We start from the raw sequence: 20,486 nt of genomic DNA on the forward strand, positions 1-20,486 counted from the left end.
CGTGGGAGGGGCTTTAGCCGCGACAAGCGCTCGCGGCTGAAGCCGCTCCTGCAGATACGAGGCAAGCTCAGCTGGCAGTCGCCAGCAGTGTGCGCACCTTGGCTGCCGACAGGCTCTGCAGCTGGCAGAGGAAGGCATGATCGGCCTGGTGCCGGCCATGCCGGTCACGCAGCAGGTCGAACAGGTGCAGGGTCAGGTTGGCGGCCATCTCGGCATCGGCCAGGGCCCGGTGGGCACGTCCGGTATCCGGCAGGCCGGCCCAGCTGTTGAGGTTGCCCAGCTTGTGGCTCGGCGCCTCCGGCAGCAGGCGCCGCGAAAGCAGCAGCGAACAGGCGAACGGCTGCGCGCGTCGCCGGCTCACGCGGGCCAGTTCGGCATCCCAGAACTTCTGGTCGAAGGCCGCGTTGTGCGCCAGCAACGGCCGCTCGCCGATGAAGTCGGCCACCTCGTTCATCACCTGCTCGGAAGGCGGCGCCTGGCGCAGCATGGCATTGCTGATGCCGGTGAGCTGCTCGATGAAGGGCGGCACCCAGGCGCCGCTGTACATCAGGCTCTGATAGCGGTCGACGATGCGCCCGTCCTCGATGATCGCCACGCCGATCTCGGTGGCACGCGCCTGGGCAGGTGAAACCCCGGTGGTTTCGAAGTCGATGACAGCAATGGATTCCAACGTGAGACCTCAGTGATTGCGCAACAACAGATCGCCCTCGATGGGCACGTACAGGCTGGCCGCTCGGATCAGCGATTGCGCGGTCAGCCCCGGGACACCGAAAGCGATGGCGGCGACGCCCTGGCTGCGCACGCGTTCGAGCAGCAGGTCGAAGTCGCCGTCCCCCGAGGCCAGGACCACTTCGTCGACCCGCGAGGCGGCGTCGAGCACATCGATGGTGATGCCCACGTCCCAGTCGCCCTTGGCCGAGCCGTCGCTGCGCTGGATGTAGGGTTTGAGCTTCACGGTGAAACCGAGCTTGCGCAGGATCTGCTGAAACTGCTGCTGCTTGGCATCGCCACGGTCGATGGCATAGGCATAGGCCTCGACGATCACGCCACGGCGGCTGACCTCGGCCCACAGCACGCTGTAGTCGAAATGGCAGCCGTACACCTGGCGCACCGTGTAATAGAGGTTCTGCACATCGGCGAATACGGCGATCTTCTTCACCGGGAGTCCTCGTACGGGCAACGAAGGCGCCAGTATGCCAGAGCCGACCGCCCGACGCGCCGGGGACTGGCCGGAGCACCGCTCCTGCCCCTATCCTTGACGCATGACACCGCTAGAAAGCCTCTGCCAACGCAACCTCGACCTGCTGCGACGCCTGGACATTGCTCATCGCCTGGTCGAGCACGAAGCCGTTCTCGACTACCCCACCGCCCACGCCGTGCGCCAGCGCTTCGCGCTGCGCGGGGTGGAAAGCAAGAGCCTGTTCCTGCGCGTCGCCAGTCAGCGGCATGCCATGCTGGTCAGCGTCGAAGGGGCGCGTGCCGACTGGGCACGGCTCAAGGCGCTGCTCGGCAGCCGCCCGCGTATCGCCAGCGACGAGGAACTGACCGCGCTCACCGGCTGCGTGCCGATGTGTGCCTGCCCGTTCGGCCACGACGCTGGCATCACCCTGCTGATCGACCGCGCCGTGCTCGCCTGCGACTTTCTGCTCTACTCGCCCGGCCCGCCCGAGCTGACCCTGGAGGTGCCTGGCAGCGAGCTGCCGCGTCTGCTCGCCGCGCTGCCCAATGCGCAACTGGAGTACCCTTGAATCCTCTGCGGCCAAGCGCCGGCGTGGCGTGGCCGAACGCGGCGCGCGATGCAACCTCAACAGCCCTCTACATCTGGTAGCCTGCCGATGAATCCACTTTCCGTGCTCCGCGATGCCTGGTTCTTCTCCAGCCACAACCTGGCGGCCATCGCCCGGCTGACCCTGCCCCTGCTGGTGCTCGAGGCCATCGCCCAGGCCGTGCTGGCCGCGCAGCTCGGCGAAGACGCCAACCCGGCCTACGGGGTCCTGCTCGGCATCCTCTTCTATCCGCTGTATGCCGCGCCGCTGATCCTCTTCCTGCATGCACGCAGCAACGGGCAGACGCCGGGCAACGCCCAGCTGTTCGCCGCCGGCCTGCAGCTCTGGCCGAGCTTCGCCCTGATGACCGGCCTGAGCACGCTGGCGATCATGCTCGGCCTGTCGCTGTTCATCGTGCCGGGCATCTGGATCATGATGCGCCTGGCCTTCTCCGAGCTGATCCTGGTGCTGCGCCAGGAGCCGCCATTGCGCGCCCTGCAGAGCAGCTTCAGCATGACCGAGGGGCGCTTCTGGCCGGTATTCGCCTGCCTGGCCAACGTCCTGCTCCCGCTGTGGCTGCTCGACTGGTGGACGCAGCCGAGCCAGGGCGACACCCTGCTCTGGGTGCTGCACCAGGCGGGCAACGGCTTCCTCCAGCTGTTCGCCATCGTGGTGCTGTTCCGCCTGTTCATGCTGCTCGACCCCAGGCAACCGGCAGCATCGCAGAACAACGACTAGGCTTGCTGCTTTGCCCAAGAGGAGCACGCCATGAGCGACAGCAACCCGAGCATCCTGTCCCACATTTCCATCGGTACCAACGACTTCGACGCCGCCAGCGCCTTCTACGCCAAGGTGCTGGCGACCCTGGGCTGCCGCGAGATCATGCGCCATCCGGGAGCGGTGGCCTTCGGGCGCGAATACCCGGAGTTCTGGGTGCAGACACCGATCAACGGCCAGCCGGCCACGCTCGGCAACGGCAGCCACTTCGGCTTCGTCGCCCCGGACAAGGCCTCGGTGCACGCCTTTCACCAGGCGGCGCTGGAGGCCGGTGGTCGCGACGAAGGCCAGCCCGGGCCACGCCCGGACTATGGCGAGCCGTACTACGGTTGTTTCATCAGGGATCTCGACGGCCACAAGATCGAGGCGGCCTTCTGGGACATGGCGCTGATGCTGGCGAGCGGCGCGCAGCACGAGCATGGCTGACGACATACCCTGCTACTGGTGCGCGACCACCGGCTGATAGCGCAGGGCGGCATTGGCGACCCACCCCTCGCGCAACAGGCTCTCGAGCGCAGCCGCCAGCTGCGGCATGCGCTCCAGGCGCTGGCGCGAGAAGCCGATGTAGAGTTCGGTACGCGCCTCGGGCTGATAGGCAGCCTTGACGATGCGGCCGGCCAACCTGGGGTCGAGCAGCGCATAGTCGACCTGGCAGTCGGTACCGACCAATGCGTCGATACGGCCACGGGTCAGCATCCCCAGCAACTGGCTTTCATTGCTGACCCCGACCTTCTTCAGTCCCTGGTCATCATCGAATGGCTGAAAGTACACCGACTCCAGCACGTAGCCGATGCGCAGCTCGTGCAGCGCCGCATAGTCCTTGAGGCGCATGGCCAGCGCCGGGCTGGCGTAGAAGCGCGGCGAGCAGGCGTAGTAAGGCGCATCCAGGTACTGGATGTAGCGTTCGCGCTCCGGCGTTCTGGCCAGGCCGGTCATCATGTCCGCCGTGCCCTGTTCGAGCGCCGCCAGGCCCCTCGCCCAGGGCGCGCGATGCACCTCGAAGCGCAGTCCGGTGCGACGTGACAGCTCGTCGAGCAGATCGATATCCAGCCCCTGCAGCTGCCCATCCTCCTTGAGCATGCGAAACGGCGGCCAGAGATCGGTCATCACCTGCAGCGCACGGGGCTCTTCGGCCCGGCACACCACAGAGGCCAGCAGCAGGACGAGCAGCAGCCAGGCACGCATCGGACACCTCCTAGCTTCGCGGTTTCAAGCCGGAAAGCCGTGGCAACAGCACACGCTCGAACAGCCGCGGGAAGAAACGCGCCAGCACCCGCGCCCGCCAGTCGACGTTGGACAGTACCAACAGCCGCCGGCGCTTGAGCGCACCGTGATAAATGGCCTCGGCGACATCCTGCGGCGAAGCGACCTTGCCCATTGCCAGCGGTGGCTGCGCCGCCACCGAGCCGTCACCGACCAGCGCGTTCTTGCGCAGGTCGGTCGCGGTGAAGCCCGGGCATACCAGCATGACGTTGACGCCCGAACCCTTGAGTTCGAAACGCAGGGTCTCGAACAGGCCGTGCAGGGCATGCTTGCTGGCGTTGTAGGCACTGCGATAGAGCAACGGCGCGATGCCCGACAGCGAGCTGAGCACGATGATCTGCCCGCGCCGGGCGATCAGGCTGGGCAGCGCGGCCTGGGTACAGTGCAACGCGCCGAAGTAGTTCACCGCCATGACCCGCTGGAACACGTCCAGGCTGGTCTCGGCGAACGTGCTGCGGTGGGTGATGCCGGCATTGTTGACCAGCACGTCGATGCCGCCGAAGCGCTCGCAGGCCAGGGCCACGGCACGCTGCACCGCATCGGCATCGGCGACGTCACACATCAGACCCAGCGCCTCGGCGTTGTGATGGTCGGCCAGGTGCTGCACCAGGCCATCCAGCGCCGCCTGGTGCAGGTCGAGAATCACCAGGCGCGCGCCAGCCTGCGCCAGGCGCACGGCCAGGGCGCGGCCGATGCCGGCGCAACCGCCGGTGATCAGCACCACCTTGCGATCGAAAACCTTGTTGGCGAACACCTTGCGATACATGTGCGGCTCCCGGAATCCACGCTCACCGATATCAACTGCCGCCCTTCGCCAGGGCGACCCACACAACAGTCTTTCGCATGCTACTGCAGCTCATGCCATCTGTCCCTGGGGCCGAACGACCGTGCGAACTCGGCAGATACTCGACAATCGCCCAGCAATGCCTGGGCCGATCCGGTGCACTCGGGTATCCTCGCCTCCTTCCAGCATAGTCGCTCATGCCGCCATGTCTCTGCCCCGCCCGCTTCGCCTGCTGTTGCTCGTCGCCCTGCTGCCCGTCATTCTGCTGGCCCTGGTCCATGTCCTGGCCTGGAACCCCGCTGCGCGCGAGGAGGCGGACGTGTCCTGCACGGGCCAGGTGGCACAGCTGCAGCCAGGGCAGGCGCTGAAGGTCATGACCTGGAACGTGCAGTACCTGGCCGGCAAGCGCCACGTGTTCTGGTACGACCTGCCTGGCGGCGACGGCCCGGACGAACGCCCGAGCAGCGCCGACCTGGTGCGGACGCTGGACGAGGTGGTGCGCATCCTGCGCGATGAGCAACCGGACGTCGTGCTGCTGCAGGAGCTGCACGACAACGCCAAGGCCACCGACTACCAGGACCAGCAGGCCCTGCTGCAGGCGCGCCTGGCAGACCTCTACCCGTGCAGCAGCCAGGCGTTCTACTGGAAGTCCGCCTTCGTGCCGCACCCGCGCATTCTCGGCAGCGTCGGCATGAAGCTGGGCACCCTCAGCCGCTTCCAGATCGCCCGCGCCGAGCGCCTGCAACTGCCGATGCTGGCCAGCAACCTGCTGAGCCGCCCCTTCCAGCTCAAGCGCGCCCTGCTGGTCAGCTACCTGCCGATCCGCGGTGGCGGCGAGCTGGCGGCGATCAACACCCATTTCGATGCCTTCGCCCAGGGCGAGGACACCATGCAACGCCAGGTCGAGATGACCGATGGCCTGTTGCGCCAACTGCAGCAGGCCGGCCAGCCATGGGTCCTGGGTGGCGACCTCAACCTGCTGCCGCCAGGTCAGTTCGAGCACCTGCCCGACGACCAGCGCAGCTGGTATGCCGCCGACAGCGAGCTGCAGGACCTGGCCAGGCGCTACCCGATGATCCCCAGTCTGCTGCAGGCCAGCGGCGCGGACCAGGCGCGGTGGTACACCCATTATCCCAACGACCCTGCCGCCAGCGGTCCGGATCGCACCCTCGACTACCTGTTCTACAGCCCGCGCCTGACGCCGCTGGCCAGCCAGGTGCGCCAGGACGACACGCTGGCCATCTCCGACCACCTGCCGGTGATCGGACGTTTCTTCATCCCCAGCCAGGAATAGGCACGACAGGGCTGGACAACGCCACTGCCTGTTGTCCATGCTCGACCGGCACCGCCCCAAGAATGACAAGACGGCAAACAGCCGCGACACCTCGATGCCAAGACGCTTCTGCCTGATACTCATCGCCCTGCTGTGGTTGCCGGTCGCCTGTGCGGCCGGCAGCGAGCGACGCATTCATGTCGGCTACTACGAATTCCCTCCCTACTCCTACACCGACGACCAGGGCCACCCCAGTGGCGTCGGCCTCGAACTGACCGCGCGCCTGCTCGACGAGGCCGGCTACCAGGCGGAGTTCCGCTCCTACCCCGGCGCACGCCTGTACAACGGCCTGATCGACGGCAGCATCGCGCTCTGGTTCGGCGCCCCGGGCAAGCCCGAACTGGCCGAGCACACCCTGGAGAGCCGCTACCTGCTCGGGCAGATCGCCCTCAACCTGTACTACCGCCCGGGCACCGCACCGCCCAGGTTGCCCGACGACCTGCAGGGCCGTGGCGTGATCCTGATCACCGGCTACAGCTACTGGCAGGGCATCAACCAGTGGCTGCAAGACCCGGCGCGGCACATCACCCTGCATCGCACCTCGCGGCACACCGCGGCGCTGGAGATGCTGCTGCGCCGACGTGGTGACCTCCTCCTCGACTACCAGATGCCGGTGGAGCAGGCCCGGCGCAGCCTCGGCATCGGCGACCTGCCGTTCGTCGAGGTGCAGCGCCTGCAGCTCAAGCTGATCGTCTCCCGCCACGCGGCGGATGCCGTACAGCTGCGCGACGCGCTCGACCATGCCTACCAGCGCCTGCAGGCCAGCGGCGAAGACCTGCAACTGCCGTGAGTCGCCCGGCCCCTATTCGATGCGGTAGCTGAAGGTGTTCTTCACGTTGGCCACCGCCACCGCCTGGCCGTTGACCACGCGCGGCTGGTAGCGAAAGGTCCTGGCCGCGGCCAGTGACGGTTTGACGAAGAACGGATGGCAATTGCCGACCACCTGCGGGTCTTCCACGCGCCCGGCAGCGTTCACCGTATAGGCCACCGTGCATTCGCCCTCGATCTTGCGTTCCAGCGCCTTGGCCGGATAGTCCGGCGCCTGCTTGGCGATGGGCAGGTACTGGCGGCTGGCCGCCTGCGCCTCGGCGCGCGCCGCAGCGGCTGCGGCATTCGCCGCCGCCACGCGCTCGGCTTCGAGCCGGCGGGCCTCGGCCAACTGCTGCGCTTCCAGCTGCGCCTGACGCGCCGCCTCTTCGCGGGCCAGACGCTCCTGGCGCTGCGCCTCGGCACGCCGCTGCTGACGTTCACGCTGCAAGCGCAGCGCCTGTTCCTCACGCGCCTGCTCGGCCCTCTTGAAGGCCAGGTCCGCCTGTTCGGGTGCTGGCGCCTCGACCGGCGCCTCCGCCGGCGGCGGCGCCACTGCCGGTTCGGCGACGACGGGCGCCGGCGGTTGAACCACGGGGGCCGGCAGGCTGATCAGCTCGGTGGTGAGTACCGTGGCAAGCGGTGTCGGCAGCGGCGCCTGGTGAGCCAGGTGCAGCAGCACATAGGCCAGGCCGGCATGCAGGGCGATGGCGACGCCGATGGCGAAACCATGTTCGCGCCAGGCCGGCCAGGCCAGACGCGGCGCGGGCATTTCCAGGGTCAGGCTGCTCATGTCAGGGCGCCTCGGTGATCAGGCCCAGGCGGCTGACACCGCCACGCTGCAACTCGGCGATGCCGGCGATCACCGACGCATAGTCGGCATGCTGGTCGGCGCGCACGTAGACCTGAGTCTGCGGGTTGGCGGCGACGATGGCGGCGATCTTCTCGCGCATCGCCTCCTTGCTCGGCGCACTGTCGGTCTGCGACTCGATATCCACTTCGCTGCCCAGGTTCCAATGGAAGCTGCCGTCGTCCTTCACCGACAGGGTGACGATGCGCTGCTCGCCCGGTGCCGGCAGCGCTTCGGCCGCCACCTTGGGCAGTTCGATCTGCACGCCCTGCACCAGCATCGGTGCGGTCACCATGAAGATCACCAGCAGCACCAGCATCACGTCGATATAGGGCACCACGTTCATTTCGGCCTTCAGGCCATGCTTGTGCGTCGGTCGAACCAGCATCGCGTCATCCTCCTCAAGCGGCAGCGGCCATGCCCGCACCAACGCCATTGAGGCGACGGTGCAGACGGCCCTGCAGCTCGTTGGCGAAGGCGTAGTAACGCGCGATCAGGGTCTGGCTGCGCGCCGAGAAGCGGTTGTAGGCCATCACCGCCGGAATCGCCGCGAACAGGCCGATGGCCGTGGCGATCAGCGCTTCGGCAATGCCCGGCGCCACCGTCGACAGCGTGGCCTGCTGCACCTGGGACAGGCCGAGGAAGGAATTCATGATCCCCCACACGGTGCCGAACAGACCGATGTAGGGGCTCACCGACCCCACCGTGGCGAGGAACGGCAGGCCCTTCTCCAGGCGTTCCTCCTGCTCGGCAATCGCCACTGCCAGGCTGCGCTCGACGCCGTCGAGCACGGTCTCCGTGCTGTTGCCGGCATGCGCCTGCAGCTGGCTGAAGCTCTGATAACCCGCCAGGAAGATACGCTGCAGGGCGGCATCGGCGGGCAGCTCCTGCTGCACGCCTGCGCGGTACAGGGCGCCTGTTTCATCGCTGCGAAAGCGCTTGAGGAAGTCTCTCGCCAGCGCCTCGGTGCGGCGCAGCACGCCGCCACGCTGGACGATCAGGTACCAGCTGATCAGCGAGGCCAGCACCAGGCAGAGCATCACCGCCTGCACGACGAGACTGGCCTCGCTGACCAGCCCCCAGACGGTCATGTGTTCGAGATGGGCTTGGTTTTGCATCATGCTTTCCTTCAATGGCTCGAGCCCCATGGCTCACATTTCAAGACACTGGCGTTACACCGGGATGACAGGCGTGACGCCAGCCGTCTCATTCCAGGCCCAGCGCGGCGGCGATCGCCGTCCAGGGCACGTACTTGTAGTTCTGGTTACCCTCGGGCATGCGCTTGCGGCCGTCCTGCACCACCAGCAGGCCAGCGCTCCAGGGGCCGCCGAGGTTGGCTGAAGTCACCTCCAGACCATCGGTCTCCGAAGCCCCGTCGATGCCGCGTTCGGCGTTCAGGCCGATGCGCAGGCTGCCGCGCAGCCTGTAGGGCGCCTGCGCCTCGACCACCACATAGCTGTCGTTGCCCTGGCTGGAGATCAGCAGGTAGTCACGCTGCCGCCCCTGATAGAGGGCCAAGCCCTCGATGTCGTCTTCGAGCGGGCCGCCCACGGCGATGACCTGCTCCAGCTCGGCCGGGGCGTCGGCACGGGCATCGAGCGTCCACACCGCCACGTCCTCCTCGCCGATGTACAGGCGCTCGTTGCGGTCGTCCGCCACGCAGCCTTCCGGCTGGGTCGCGGTGCGGAAGCGACGCACCAGCTGGCCGCTGGCCTTGCCGCCGGCACCGCTCAGGCGGTACTGCAGGAAGCTGCCGTCCTTGTCGTTGACGATGGCGTGAATGGTCTCCTGGCGATCCTTGAACAGACACAAGCCATAGATCTCCCGCAGTGGCGTGGGGATCTGGCCAATCTCGCCGAGTTCACCGCTGGCGGGGTCGATGGCGAACAGCTGCAGGCTGTTGTGATCGCGGTTGCTGGCCACCGCCAGGTCGACCCGGCGCGCGCCCAGCTGGAAGCCGTTGCGCACGTCAACGTTGTTCAGCCGGCCGACGCGCAGGTCCTGCAGTTGCCTGCCGGCCAGGTCATAGACCAGCAGACCGCCCTGCTTGTCGGTGCCCAGCACGCGGCTGCGCTCGGGCTGTGCGTGATTGACCCAGATCGCCGGGTCGTCCGCCGCATCGCCCAGGCTCGGCGCGACCTCGCTCTGCACCAGGGGGGTGACCACCGGCACCGCCGGCGGCGCTTCAGCGCTCTCGGGCTGCCAGTTCAGCGCGGCGCGACGGGCGCCATCGTCGGCCACCAGCAGCAGCTCGAGCCCCTGCGCCGTGCGCCGGGCACTGACCTGCTCCGGCTCGTCCAGCCCGGCCAGGTTCAGTACAGCGGCACGCTGCCACTGTGCGGCGTGGCGCTGGAACAGGTGCAGGTTGGCGGCGGCCGGATCCAGTAGCAGCAGGGCATCGGGCAGCACTGCCATGCCGCCGGCGTCCTGCAGCTCGCCGAAGGGCGCGACCAGCTCCACCGGCTCACGCAGCAGCGGCGCCTCGGCAGCGGCGGAGTAGCGCCACAGGCCCACGCCTTCCTCGTTGACGTAGAGGCTGGCGGAGCTGTCATCGACCTGGCAGAAGCTGCTCTGCGGCGGCAGGCTCAGCGCCCGCACCCGCTGTGCCTGCGCCAGCGGTCGGCCGTGCTCGGCCACCAGCCACTGTTCGCCGATGCCCTCCTCGCCGACCAGGAAGAGGAAGTCGTTGCGCGCTTCGTCGCGATACAGGCACAGCCCTTCGATGGCGAAGCGGGTCTTCGGCAGGTAGTGCGGCGCGCTCCACTGCTGCGCGTCGTCGAGGCGCGCCAGCAGGGCCTGCTGACGCCGCTTGTCGAGCGTGGCGACCAGCACGCCACGCTCGTCGGCACGCTGGTCGAGGGTAGCGAAACGCCCCGCCAGCTCGCTCAGCACCTGGCCGTCGGCGTCGACGACCTGCAGGCTGCGGGCGCCGACCTGCAGGCGCTCGGCCCCCGGCAGAAAGGGCAGCGGTGCCAGCCACTGGGTGTTTTCGCTGGCGATCAGCGCGTCGCTGAGCACGACGTTCGGCGCGGCCGAGACGGCCTCTTGCGGCTCATGGCTCTGGCACGCGGCCAGGATGATGCAGAGCCCCAGCAGGGACAGGTTGGAAAAACGCATGAAGAGTTCCTGGTAACGGTGGCCCGGCCCGCTGCCGCCGAGTGGCGACGGGCCAGGCCATTGAAGATGTCGGTGTGGCGAGCGCCTTCCGGTGGACGAAAACGCGTTGTCCACCCTGAAACACGCAGCGCTCAGAAATGGGTCAGGGTCAGGCCGATCTTGTAGGTCGGGCCGTACTCCTCGTACTGGGCGTTGTAGCGGCGGCTGCCGGTGTAGACGTAGTAGGACTCGTCGGTGATGTTCTGCGCCTCGAGCGTCAGCTGCAGTTCGGGGGTGATGAAGTAGCCGGCCTTGATGTCGACGAACACCTGGTCGTCGACGTACAGGTCGTGGCGCTTGTCCTCCACCGCACCGATCTCGTACAGGTAGCTGGACTTGTAGTTGGCGGCCAGGCGCAGGTTGAAGCGCTCGTCCTCCCAGCCGAGCATGAAGTTGCCGACGGTGTCGGACTGGTTGGGCAGGTCGATGGAGCGCTTGGCACCCTGGCCTTCGATGCTCGCGTCGGACTGGCTGAGGGTCAGGTTGGCGCCCAGCAGCAGGCCGTTCCACGGCGCCGGCAGCCAGTCGAACTTCTGCGAGTAGGCCAGTTCGACGCCAAACAGCTTGGCGCTGCTGCCGTTGTCGAAGGTCAGCGCCTCGTCGAAGCCGATCCACTCGCCGCTGCCGGCCAGGTCGGTGTTGTAGATGAAGTTGTCGATGTCCTTGTAGAACAGGAAGCCCGAGACCACACCGGCACGCCCCATGTAGTGCTCGATGCCGAGGTCGAGGTTCATCGACTCCAGCGGCTTGAGATCGGGATTGCCGAAGGAGGCGTCCGCGCCGTCGATGGCGAAGCCCGGCGCCAGCTGGCCGAAGGTCGGGCGCACCACGCTGTTGGTCCAGGCGGCGCGGATCGCGGTGGACGGCGACAGCTGGTAGCGCGCATGCAGGCCCGGCAGCCAGTGGTCGTAGCGGTTGCGGCTCTGGCTGTCCTCGTACACGCCATCGCGCAGGCCGGTGCCCTTGGCCTCGAACTCGGTGCCCTCGTAGCGCAGGCCGGCGATGAAGCGCCAGTCGTCCACATCCAGGGTGTTCATCAGGTAGGCCGCGTTGATGTCCTCGCGCATGTCGAAGTCGTTGATGCGCGAGTTCTCCTCGTCGTAGAACTGGCTGCGATCCAGCCCGCCGATCAGGCCCTTGATGGCACCGGCGCTGATGCCGTTGCCGAAGCGGCCCAGCGAGTAGTCGACGCTGCCGCTCTGCAAGCCGTCGAGCCCGACGCCGGTGAAATCGTCGTAGACCCAGACCTCGGTATCGCTGGTCTTGTCGCGCCGGCTGAGCTTGCCACCGAACTTCACCTGCGCGGCGTTGCCAGCCAGGTCGTAGTCACGGGCCAGGTCGAGGCGGATGTTCTTTTCCTTGTCTTTGCCGCTGACTTTCTCCCACTCCACCTCGTCGAGTTCGAAGGCGGTCGGATCGTAGAACGCGCCCCCGGCAACGAGGTGCGGCTTGCGCGTGCCATCGAAACCGATGCCGGTGAAGTCGCCGACGAACTTGGCGCCGGCGATGCCGCCCGGGTCCTTCTCGGTGGACTGGCTGTAGCCGGCCTGGCCGCTGATGGTCCACAGGTCGATCATGCGCTCGCCGCCGAACACGTAGGACTGGATTTCCTGGGTGTCTTCACGCGACTTCAGCTCGCGCCAGCCTTCGCCATCGCCACGCTCACCGGACAGCTGCGCGTCGTCGAACTCGATGCCGGCGGCATTGCGCGTCTCGGTGTCCTTGAACTTGCTGTACAGGGTGCGCAGGTAATAGTTGGAATAGTCGTCCGGCTGATAGTCGAAGTTCAGGCCGAAGCCGGTGCGCTCGCGGGTGATCTGGTAGTCACGCTGCTCGACCTCTTCCAGCCGCGCACCATCGTCGAAATCCCAGGCGCCGCCGGTCTCCACGTTCTCCGAGCCGAACTTGCGCTTCTGCCAGCTGAATGCCGCGGCCACGCCAAAGTTGTCGGTGCCCTCACCCAGGCTGAAGCGATCGCTGATGGCGCCGGAGAACTTGGGGCTGGTCTTGTCCACGTTGGTGTCGTGGCTGGCCTCGCCGGAGAGGGTGTAGAACAGGCCGTCGTGGTCGAAGGCCGAGAGGCTCTCCACCTCGATGGTGCCGCCCAGGGAGTTGGCGTCCATGTCCGGCGTCAGGCTCTTGACCACCGACAACGACTGCACCAGCTCCGCCGGCAGCACGTCCAGCGCCACCGCACGGCGGTCGCCCTCCGGGGCCGGCACCAGGGTGCCGTTGATGGTCACGCTGTTGAGGTCCGGCGCGATGCCGCGCACGCTGACGAAACGCCCTTCGCCCTGGTCGCGCTCCACCGACAGCCCCGGAATGCGCTGCAGGGCCTCGGCCGCGTTGTCGTCAGGCAACTGGCCGACGCCGTCAGCATGCACCACGCTCTTGATGCTGTCGGCGCTCTTCTGTTCCTGCAGCGCCTTGTCGATGCTCGCCGCCTGGCCGATCACCTCGACGCGCTCGACCGCCTCCTCGGCCCAGACCGGTGTGGCACTGATGGCGATGGCCAGCAGGCTGACGTTGAATCCCGCTGTGCGGATATGACGAAATGGCTTTGCCACCTTGAATCCCTCGTTTCAATGGCCCCTGGCGACACCAGGCGATGGCAGCGAAAGCTAGGAATGCTTTGTGGCACTTGCGTGACAGCCCCTGCCGGAGCAGCCCCTGAAAGCCTGTTTCGTGGTGGTTTCACGGGGGTTCTGAGCTGAAATGACCCGGCCATGCCGCGTTGACCGAGGCTCTGCGCGGGAATCGGAGCGGCCAGTGCCGGGTGGACAGCGGCGCCACTGCGCCCACGACCCCGCACCGGCTTAATCCAGGCTGAAAAAATCGCCCTGCACGGCACCTTTCACCTGAGCCGAATCGACCCCCGGCGCGGTAACCGAACCGTCATGCGCCTTTGTTTCCTTGGCGCCGAACGCACTTCCGGATCAGCCAAGGAAACCGCACATGCATCGCCCCCTGCTGCTGGCCACGCTGCTGGCCACCGCCCTGAGCAGCCCCCTGACCCATGCCGAGCCGCCGCTGCCACGCTCGCCAGGCCAACCCTATGCCGCCGGCAACCTGGCGGACCGCATCGTGCTGACGCCCGGCGCCGACGCCGCCACGCAGATGGCCGTGAGCTTTCGTACCGACCTGCGCCAGGACAGAGCCGTGCTGGAGTTCGGTCCGGCCCTGGCCGGCCCGCAGGTGGTGGCCAAGGCCCGCCAGCTCAGTGGCAGCAGTCGCCGCCTGGACGCCGAGAACGGCCCGTCGCTCTACCATCAGGTACGCCTGGACGGCCTCAGCCCGGATACCGCCTATGCCTACCGGGTGCAAGGCAGCGCAGGCTGGAGCGAGTGGCATCAGTTCCGCACCGCCAGCCGGACCTTCGCTCCCTTCAGCTTCATCTACCTGGGCGATACCCAGAACGGCATCCTCGAGGTCGCCTCACGCAGCATTCGTCAGGCCCTGCGCAGCGTCGCCCGCCCGGCGCTGGTGGTGCATGCCGGTGACCTGGTGGCCTCGCGCGACGACCTCGCCCATGACGACGAATGGGGCGAGTGGAACCAGGCGGGCGCTTGGGCCTACGCCGCCATCCCGCAACTGGTCGCCGTCGGCAATCACGAATACCTCGACGACCTGCTGCCCGACGGCAGCGAGAGTCGCACGCTCGGCGCGCACTTCCCCGCCCAGTTCGCCCTGCCACGCAACGGCGCCGAGGGCGTGACCGAGACCAGCTACGTCAGCGACTACCAGGGCGTACGCTTCGTGGTGCTGGACGGCACCTCGGCACTCGACCTCGGCACCCTGGAGGCCCAGACCCGCTGGCTGGAGAACGCACTGCAGAGCAGCCAGGCGCGCTGGAACATCGTGGTCATGCACCAACCGATCTACACCTGCGCCCGCCCCGAGGACAGCGAGCCACTCAAGGCCGCCTGGCAACCCCTGTTCGAACGCCATGGCGTCGATCTGGTGCTGCAGGGCCACGACCACTGCTACAGCCGCCTGACCCATGTCGCCGGCCGCGCCGCCACGCGCCAGGCCCTGCGCAGCCAGCAGGCCATCGGCCCGGTGTACATGGTCTCGGTGACCGGCTCGAAGATGTATGGCCTCAACGATCGCGCCCACAGCCAGCCGGACCGCAGCGCCGAGGACACCCAGCTGTACCAGACCATCAGCGTGGCGCAGAACCGCCTGAGCGTCAGGGCCTACAGCGCCGACGACCGGCTCTACGACGCCTTCGACATCCAGCGCGACGCCAGCGGCCACAAGACCCTGCACGAGCCCGACCTGGCTACCCCAACCGAGCGCTACTGCACCCGGAACGCAGGCCCGGACGGCCTGCCCTGCAGCGCGAGGGACAAATGACTGTCATCGAAATGAGACCTGCCTCCGGCATGCTCGGCCACGGACGGACATTGCCGGGAGAATCGACCATGAAAGCACTGCTGAAACTGCATGGCCTGACCCTGGCCGGCCTGCTGCTGGCGGCCAACGCCGGACTGCTGCTCTACCTCGGTGCGGGCGAGATCAAGTCCTGGGCCGAGATCAACTGGATGGACGTGGCCGGCGAAGGCGGCACCTGCCTGATTCTCTGCGGCTGGCTGATCATGCTGCTGAGTGGCCGCCCGGCCGGCTGGGTCACCCGCCTGCTGTCGCTGGGCCTGTGCTGCATCGCCTTCTCGATGTGGATGGACAGCCTCGACGAGTTCATCCGCCTGCCGCAGGAGACGGTCTGGGACAACTGGCTGGAGACCGCGCCGATGCCGCTCGGCATGCTGCTGCTGACGCTAGGCATGTACCACCTGCAGCAGGAACAGCGCGCCATCAGCGCGCAGATGCGCAAGCGCGAACACCTGCAGCGCGACCATCGCCTGTTCGACAAGCTCACCCCGCTGTCCGGCGCCCAGTACCTGCGCCAGCATCTGCAACAGGCGCTGCAACAGGCGCGCGCGGAGCATCAGCCGCTGTCGCTGGTGGCCATCGACCTCGACGATTTCAGCCTGGTCAACCAGCGCTACGGCCAGGCCGAAGGCGACCAGGTGCTGCAGGTGGTGGCCCAGTTGCTGCTGTTCAACCTGCGCCAGCAGGACATGCTCTGCCGCCTGGCCGGCGACCGTTTCGTCGCCGTGCTGCCGAACACCGGCGAACAGCAGGCACTGAGCATCGCCGCCGAGTTGCGCCAGAGCATCGCCAGCCTCGCCCATCGCAGCCAGCGCCATGGCGAACGCCTGCAACTGCGGGCCACCGTGGCCGCGGTCATGGCCCTCGACGATGACGAGGAGCAACTGCTCAAGCGCCTCAACCTGACGCTGGCGCGGGCCAAACCGCGTCTGGCACACAGTGCGTGAGCGCCATGGGCTACGAGTGCGACAGTCGCTTCATCGCCGCTCATGATCTGCCCGCCGTGCTGATCGACCTGGCACGTTCACGGGGCATCGATACCCATCACCTGCTGCGGGGCTGCGAGCTGTTCTACGAGGACATCGTCACCGGCCGGGCACGGGTCAGCCCCGCGCAGTTCCTGCGCCTGATCGCCAACGCCAGGCGCCTGCTGGACGCGCCGGACAGCAGCTTCCTGTTCGGCCAGCGCCTGTGGCCCGGCCACTATGGCGCCGCCAGCCAGTTGCTGGAGCAGGCCGACAACCTGCTGCAGGCGCTGCAGGACCTCGGCCGCTACCGTGCCCTGCTCTCGCCCCTGCTGACGCCGGTGCTGCACCTCGACGAGCAGTACCTGCACCTGTACTGGCGCGACAGCTGCGGCGCCGCCGAGCAGCTGCCCTTTCTGCTGGAGGCGAGCATGACCGCGGTGGTCGCCCTGGCCCGCCGCCAGCAACACGAACGCCTGCCCTGGCGTCTGCAGTTCGCCTACGCCGAACCACGCCATGTCGAGCAGTACTGGGTGCATCTCAGCGACGAACTGAGCTTCGATCGCCCATCGACAGTCATGAGCCTGCCCCGCGAGTACCTGCTGCGCCCCTGGCCGCACGCCGGTGCCACCGGCGCGCACATCGCCCGCCAGCAGTGTGACCAGCAGCTCGCGCAATGGGGCTGGCAGGGCAGCCTGCTCGACGAGCTGCACGCCCACCTCAGCGCCCATATCCACCAGCCGCTGAGCCTGGAGCGAGTGGCCGAGGCCTTCGCCACCAGCCCGGCGACCCTCAAGCGCAAGCTGAGCAAGCACGGCAGTCATTTCCAGGAGCGGCTCGACCGGGCCCGCTGCGAACTGGCGCTGTACCTCTACCAGGTCAAGGGCTGCAGCAACGACGAGGTGGCGCAGCGCCTGGGCTTCAACGACATCACCAACTTCCGCCGCTCGTTCAAGCGCTGGACCGGCCGCGTGCCGAGCGAGCTGGGTGGCCTGCTGTGCCGTTGACAGCGGCCACTGCGCCCGCGCCTCAGGGTTTCGCCGAGCCCATGATGGCTTCCAGGCTGTCCGGGCGTGGCGCCCCCTTGTGCTGCTGCAGGCGGCTCCGCTCGTCGAGGTAGTAGATGGCCGGCGTCGCCTCGCCACCCATCTCGCCCATCAGCGCCAGGTTGGCGTCGAGCTGGGCCGCGATCGCGCCGGGAATCTTCGCCACTGCCTGCAGCTTGCTCTCGCGCCCGGCCGCCTCATGCTCGCCGAGCGCCTGACGCGGATCCTGCGCCGCGAGCAGCGCCGCGGCCTTTCCCGGACTGTCGGCGCGCAGCATGCCGACCATGACATGGCGCAACTGCACCCGCCCGGCCTCGACCCAGGGCCGCGCCTGGCGCCAGAACAGGTTGCAGTACGGGCAGTTGGGGTCGGAAAACACGTAGACCACCCGGCTGGCCTTGTCGTCGCCATCGGCGATCCAGGTGCTGCTCTGCAAGCGCTGCCACATTTCCTCGCCCAGCGGCTTGTAGACCAGGCGCTCCAGCGGCTCCGCCGTCAGGTCGGCGCCCTTGGCATCGAGCAGCGTGCCGATCAGCACGTGCTCGCCATCCGGCGTCAGGTACAGCGCCAGCCCCTGACCGTTGTAGCGGGCGGCATAGCCCTGCAGCCCGCCGGGGGCCTCGAAGGTGCCGACCACCTTGGCCCCACGGCCTTCGACGGCCTTGATCGCGGCGGGCAGCTCGGCGGCCTGCGCCAACGGCGCCAGCAGCGTGGCGAGCAGAACTAGAGACTTGATTGGTTGCATGATCATTCGTCCGTTTTCAGGGATTCCAGTGCCCGCGCCAGGCTGGCGCTGGACAGTTCGCCGAGATGGCTGCCGACCTGGCGGCCCTCGGCGTCGTAGAACAGGGTGGTGGGCAACGCTCGCGAACCGACCAGTTGCCCCAGGCGCCCGCCGCTGTCGAGCAGCACGTTGTCCAGTTGCAGCGTCTGGCTGGCGAGAAAGGTGCGGACCTCACCAGCACCCTCGCCCTGGTTGGCGAACACGAAGGTCACCTGCGGATACAGGCGCTGCGCTTCGGCCAGCACCGGCATCTCGCGGCGGCAGGGCGGGCACCAGGTGGCCCAGAGATTGATCACCATTGGCTGCCCCAGATGCTCGCGCAGCATCACCGAGCGGCCCTGGACATCGCGCAGGGCCAGGTCCGGCAGACGGGTGCCACGCTCCAGGGTATGCAGCACCAGGCTGCCCATGCCCCACACCAGCAGCCCGGTGGCCATGCCGGCGCCCAGCGCGGTGCGCAGCTCTGGCCGGCGCCACAGGTACCAGCCCCCGAGCAGGGCGGCGGCCAGCAGACCGCCCCAGGCGATGAAGCCGCCGTCGCGGATATCGATCACCCGCCAGGGCGCATCCCGGTAGTGCCCGGCATACAGGGCGACGAACGCCAGGCGTGCGCCCAGCAGGGCCGCCAGCAACAAACGGAAGATCAGCGCCTCCGGGTTGACCTGGCGCTTGCGCCCCAGCCACCAGCCGACCAGCGTGGCCAGCAGCAGGCTGACCAGCAGCAACACATGGCCGACGCCGAGCGCCAGCGGTCCTACATCCATCGTCAACATCAGCCACGCTCCATCGCACTGTCCCATACCTGGATGAACTGCCGGGCATCGACCTCGCCGGTGATGCGCTGCTGGCGTCGCTCCGCGCCGTCCGGGCCGATCAGCAGCAGCGTCGGCGGCCCCAGCACGCGATAGCGGCCGAGCAGCTGATTGCTCGCGGCGCCCGGCGCGGTGACGTCCAGTCGCAGTTTACGCGCCTGCGCCAGGCGCGCCTGAACCTCGGCATTGCCGAAGACCTCGCGCTCCATGACCTTGCACGACACGCACCAGTCGGCGTAGTAGTCCACCAGCACCCACTGCCCACTGGCCTTCGCCGCCTCCAGTTCACGCTGCAGATGCTCGGGCTCGTGCACGTCGACGAAACCCGTGCTGCGCGCCTCGGTCTGCGGCGCCGCCACGGCGCTGAACACCCCCAGCGGCCGCATCGGGTCATGCCCACCGCCCGCTGCCCCGAGCACCATCGCCACGCCCCACAGGCCCAGCAGCGCGGCGCCGGCGTGGGCCAGCGCACGCTGCCGCTGCAGCTGCCCCGCCAGGTGCAACAGGCTGCTGGCCGCCAGCACCAGCCAGGCACCACTCAGCGCCAGCCAGGTGGATTCGCCCAGCAGCGGTTGCAGCAGGTACAGCGCGGTGCCCAGGAAGAGAAACCCGAACACCGCCTTGACCCGCGCCATCCACGGCCCGGGACGGGGCAGGAAACGCTGGCCGAGCGTCACCAGCAACACCAGCGGCGTACCGATACCCAGGCCGAGGGCGAACAGCACCAGGCCACCCTGCAACAGATCACCGCTCTGCCCGATGAACAGCAGCGCAGCCGCCAGTGGCGCGGTCATGCACGGCCCGACCAGCAGCCCGGAAAGCACCCCGAGCAACCCGGCGCCAAGCAGGCTGCCGCCCTCGCGCCCACGCCCGGCCCGCTCCAGGCGGTCACGCAGCGCGGCAGGCAGCTGCAGCTCGAAGAAGCCGAACATCGGCAACGCCAGCACCACGAACAGCGCCGCGAACGAGGCGATCAGCCAGGGCTGTTGCAACAGGCTCTGCAGGTTCGCCCCGAGCAGCGCGGCGACGACGCCAAGCAGGGCGTAGACCAGCGCCATGCTCAGCGCATAGCTGCCTGCCAGGGCGAAACCACGCGCCGGCGAAGCCCGGCTGCCCACCACGATGCCGGCCAGAATCGGCAGCATCGGCAACGAACAGGGGGTGAACGCCAGCAACAGGCCGAGGCCGAAGAACACCGCCATGCTCAGCCACAGCGCCTGCTGCTGCAGGCCGTCGAGCAGCGCCAGGTCGTCGGCCTGGGCGACGTTGATGGCGCCGCCACCGCCAAGGTCGAGGGTGCGGCTCTGCGGCGGGTAGCACAGGCCGGCATCGGCACAGCCCTGCCACTGCACCTCGATACGCCCACGGGCCTCGGCCGGCAGGCTCAGTTGCAGACGCTCACGGTAGATCTGCGAGGCGCCGAAGTACTCGTCCTCATGCGCCAGCCCCGTGGGCAGTTCAGGGGCATGCGCGTCCGCCAGACCGATGAACTTCAGGCGCTGCCGATACAGGTAATAGCCTGGCGCGATGTCCCAGCTCAGTGTCGTTGCGCCCCCATCCTGCTGCTGCACATCGAACACGAACGCCTGATCGACAGGCAGGAATTCCTCGTCCGCGCGCGGGCCGTCGAACGGCAGTGCGGCGAACACGGAGGAGCAGAACAGGCTCAGCAGAAGGATGACGACACGCATGCGGGCACCTTGAAATCCAGGATGCGTCGAGCATGCCAGAGGGCAATTAACAGGCGATTA

General features: G+C 67.9%; 20 protein-coding genes. 8 read left to right on the top strand and 12 right to left on the bottom strand.

Annotated features, from left to right (window positions below; genetic code table 11):
- Positions 1 to 67: 67 nt before the first annotated feature.
- Positions 68 to 670 (bottom strand): 3'-5' exonuclease, encoded by a 603-nt coding sequence (locus EPK82_RS02760; protein WP_037051736.1) that lies wholly within the window; start codon positions 668 to 670, stop codon positions 68 to 70.
- Positions 671 to 679: 9 nt separating this feature from the next.
- Positions 680 to 1,159, bottom strand: coding sequence for a LabA-like NYN domain-containing protein (locus tag EPK82_RS02765; protein WP_037051733.1), 480 nt, complete (start codon positions 1,157 to 1,159; stop codon positions 680 to 682).
- 103 nt (positions 1,160 to 1,262) lie between these two features.
- On the opposite strand from EPK82_RS02765, the gene EPK82_RS02770 reads away from it, so the two are divergent.
- The 3 genes from EPK82_RS02770 (at position 1,263) to EPK82_RS02780 (ending at position 2,969) form a co-directional block, all read left to right on the top strand.
- Positions 1,263 to 1,748: a YbaK/EbsC family protein gene (locus tag EPK82_RS02770; RefSeq protein ID WP_134675711.1), complete on the top strand. Its 486-nt coding sequence runs from the start codon at positions 1,263 to 1,265 to the stop codon at positions 1,746 to 1,748.
- An 87-nt stretch (positions 1,749 to 1,835) separates the two neighbouring features.
- The gene (locus EPK82_RS02775; protein WP_134675712.1) at positions 1,836 to 2,504 is read left to right on the top strand and encodes a YciC family protein; all 669 of its coding nucleotides are present in this window, start codon (positions 1,836 to 1,838) and stop codon (positions 2,502 to 2,504) included.
- A 30-nt stretch (positions 2,505 to 2,534) separates the two neighbouring features.
- A complete protein-coding gene (locus EPK82_RS02780) occupies positions 2,535 to 2,969 on the top strand; it encodes a VOC family protein (RefSeq protein ID WP_047588400.1) in 435 nt (144 codons plus the stop codon).
- Positions 2,970 to 2,981: 12 nt separating this feature from the next.
- On the opposite strand, the gene EPK82_RS02785 is transcribed toward EPK82_RS02780, so the two are convergent.
- Complete coding sequence (locus EPK82_RS02785; RefSeq protein ID WP_134675713.1) at positions 2,982 to 3,728, bottom strand: substrate-binding periplasmic protein; 747 nt, start codon at positions 3,726 to 3,728, stop codon at positions 2,982 to 2,984.
- A 10-nt stretch (positions 3,729 to 3,738) separates the two neighbouring features.
- Positions 3,739 to 4,572, bottom strand: a complete 834-nt coding sequence (locus tag EPK82_RS02790) for an SDR family oxidoreductase (RefSeq protein ID WP_134675714.1) — start codon at positions 4,570 to 4,572, stop codon at positions 3,739 to 3,741.
- A 223-nt stretch (positions 4,573 to 4,795) separates the two neighbouring features.
- Between EPK82_RS02790 and EPK82_RS02795 the strand changes: the two genes are divergently transcribed.
- Both EPK82_RS02795 and EPK82_RS02800 read left to right on the top strand, forming a co-directional pair.
- Positions 4,796 to 5,884 (top strand): endonuclease/exonuclease/phosphatase family protein, encoded by a 1,089-nt coding sequence (locus tag EPK82_RS02795; RefSeq protein WP_134675715.1) that lies wholly within the window; start codon positions 4,796 to 4,798, stop codon positions 5,882 to 5,884.
- Positions 5,885 to 5,978: 94 nt separating this feature from the next.
- Entirely contained in the window at positions 5,979 to 6,713 is a 735-nt protein-coding gene (locus EPK82_RS02800; protein WP_134675716.1) for a substrate-binding periplasmic protein, read from the top strand.
- Positions 6,714 to 6,725: 12 nt separating this feature from the next.
- Here the strand turns inward: EPK82_RS02800 and EPK82_RS02805 are convergent, their stop codons facing one another.
- The 5 genes from EPK82_RS02805 to EPK82_RS02825 form a co-directional block, all read right to left on the bottom strand.
- A complete protein-coding gene (locus EPK82_RS02805; protein WP_134675717.1) occupies positions 6,726 to 7,523 on the bottom strand; it encodes an energy transducer TonB in 798 nt (265 codons plus the stop codon).
- A gap of 1 nt (position 7,524) precedes the next feature.
- Positions 7,525 to 7,968, bottom strand: coding sequence for a protein TolR (gene tolR, locus EPK82_RS02810; protein ID WP_134675718.1), 444 nt, complete (start codon positions 7,966 to 7,968; stop codon positions 7,525 to 7,527).
- A 13-nt stretch (positions 7,969 to 7,981) separates the two neighbouring features.
- Complete coding sequence (gene tolQ / locus EPK82_RS02815) at positions 7,982 to 8,698, bottom strand: protein TolQ (protein WP_134675719.1); 717 nt, start codon at positions 8,696 to 8,698, stop codon at positions 7,982 to 7,984.
- 88 nt (positions 8,699 to 8,786) lie between these two features.
- Positions 8,787 to 10,697 (bottom strand): phytase, encoded by a 1,911-nt coding sequence (locus EPK82_RS02820; RefSeq protein WP_134675720.1) that lies wholly within the window; start codon positions 10,695 to 10,697, stop codon positions 8,787 to 8,789.
- Between the two features lie 131 nt (positions 10,698 to 10,828).
- Positions 10,829 to 13,303: a TonB-dependent receptor gene (locus tag EPK82_RS02825; protein ID WP_134675721.1), complete on the bottom strand. Its 2,475-nt coding sequence runs from the start codon at positions 13,301 to 13,303 to the stop codon at positions 10,829 to 10,831.
- Between the two features lie 388 nt (positions 13,304 to 13,691).
- Between EPK82_RS02825 and EPK82_RS02830 the strand changes: the two genes are divergently transcribed.
- The 3 genes from EPK82_RS02830 to EPK82_RS02840 all read left to right on the top strand — a co-directional run bounded on the left by EPK82_RS02830 (position 13,692) and on the right by EPK82_RS02840 (position 17,100).
- On the top strand, positions 13,692 to 15,092 hold the full coding sequence (locus EPK82_RS02830) for a purple acid phosphatase family protein (protein ID WP_134675722.1): 1,401 nt from the start codon (positions 13,692 to 13,694) through the stop codon (positions 15,090 to 15,092).
- 68 nt (positions 15,093 to 15,160) lie between these two features.
- Positions 15,161 to 16,075, top strand: a complete 915-nt coding sequence (locus EPK82_RS02835; protein ID WP_037051692.1) for a GGDEF domain-containing protein — start codon at positions 15,161 to 15,163, stop codon at positions 16,073 to 16,075.
- A 5-nt stretch (positions 16,076 to 16,080) separates the two neighbouring features.
- Complete coding sequence (locus EPK82_RS02840) at positions 16,081 to 17,100, top strand: AraC family transcriptional regulator ligand-binding domain-containing protein (protein ID WP_037051690.1); 1,020 nt, start codon at positions 16,081 to 16,083, stop codon at positions 17,098 to 17,100.
- A 22-nt stretch (positions 17,101 to 17,122) separates the two neighbouring features.
- On the opposite strand, the gene dsbG is transcribed toward EPK82_RS02840, so the two are convergent.
- From dsbG to dsbD, 3 genes are read right to left on the bottom strand one after another with little or no spacing between them, the layout of a single operon-like run.
- The gene (gene dsbG, locus EPK82_RS02845) at positions 17,123 to 17,884 is read right to left on the bottom strand and encodes a thiol:disulfide interchange protein DsbG (protein ID WP_134675723.1); all 762 of its coding nucleotides are present in this window, start codon (positions 17,882 to 17,884) and stop codon (positions 17,123 to 17,125) included.
- 2 nt (positions 17,885 to 17,886) lie between these two features.
- Positions 17,887 to 18,696: a TlpA family protein disulfide reductase gene (locus tag EPK82_RS02850; RefSeq protein ID WP_134675724.1), complete on the bottom strand. Its 810-nt coding sequence runs from the start codon at positions 18,694 to 18,696 to the stop codon at positions 17,887 to 17,889.
- Positions 18,696 to 20,426, bottom strand: coding sequence for a protein-disulfide reductase DsbD (gene dsbD, locus EPK82_RS02855; protein ID WP_134675725.1), 1,731 nt, complete (start codon positions 20,424 to 20,426; stop codon positions 18,696 to 18,698). Before dsbD ends, EPK82_RS02850 begins: the two co-directional genes overlap by 1 nt.
- Positions 20,427 to 20,486: the final 60 nt, after the last annotated feature.

The organism is Ectopseudomonas khazarica, from assembly GCF_004521985.1.
Lineage (GTDB): Bacteria > Pseudomonadota > Gammaproteobacteria > Pseudomonadales > Pseudomonadaceae > Aquipseudomonas > Aquipseudomonas khazarica.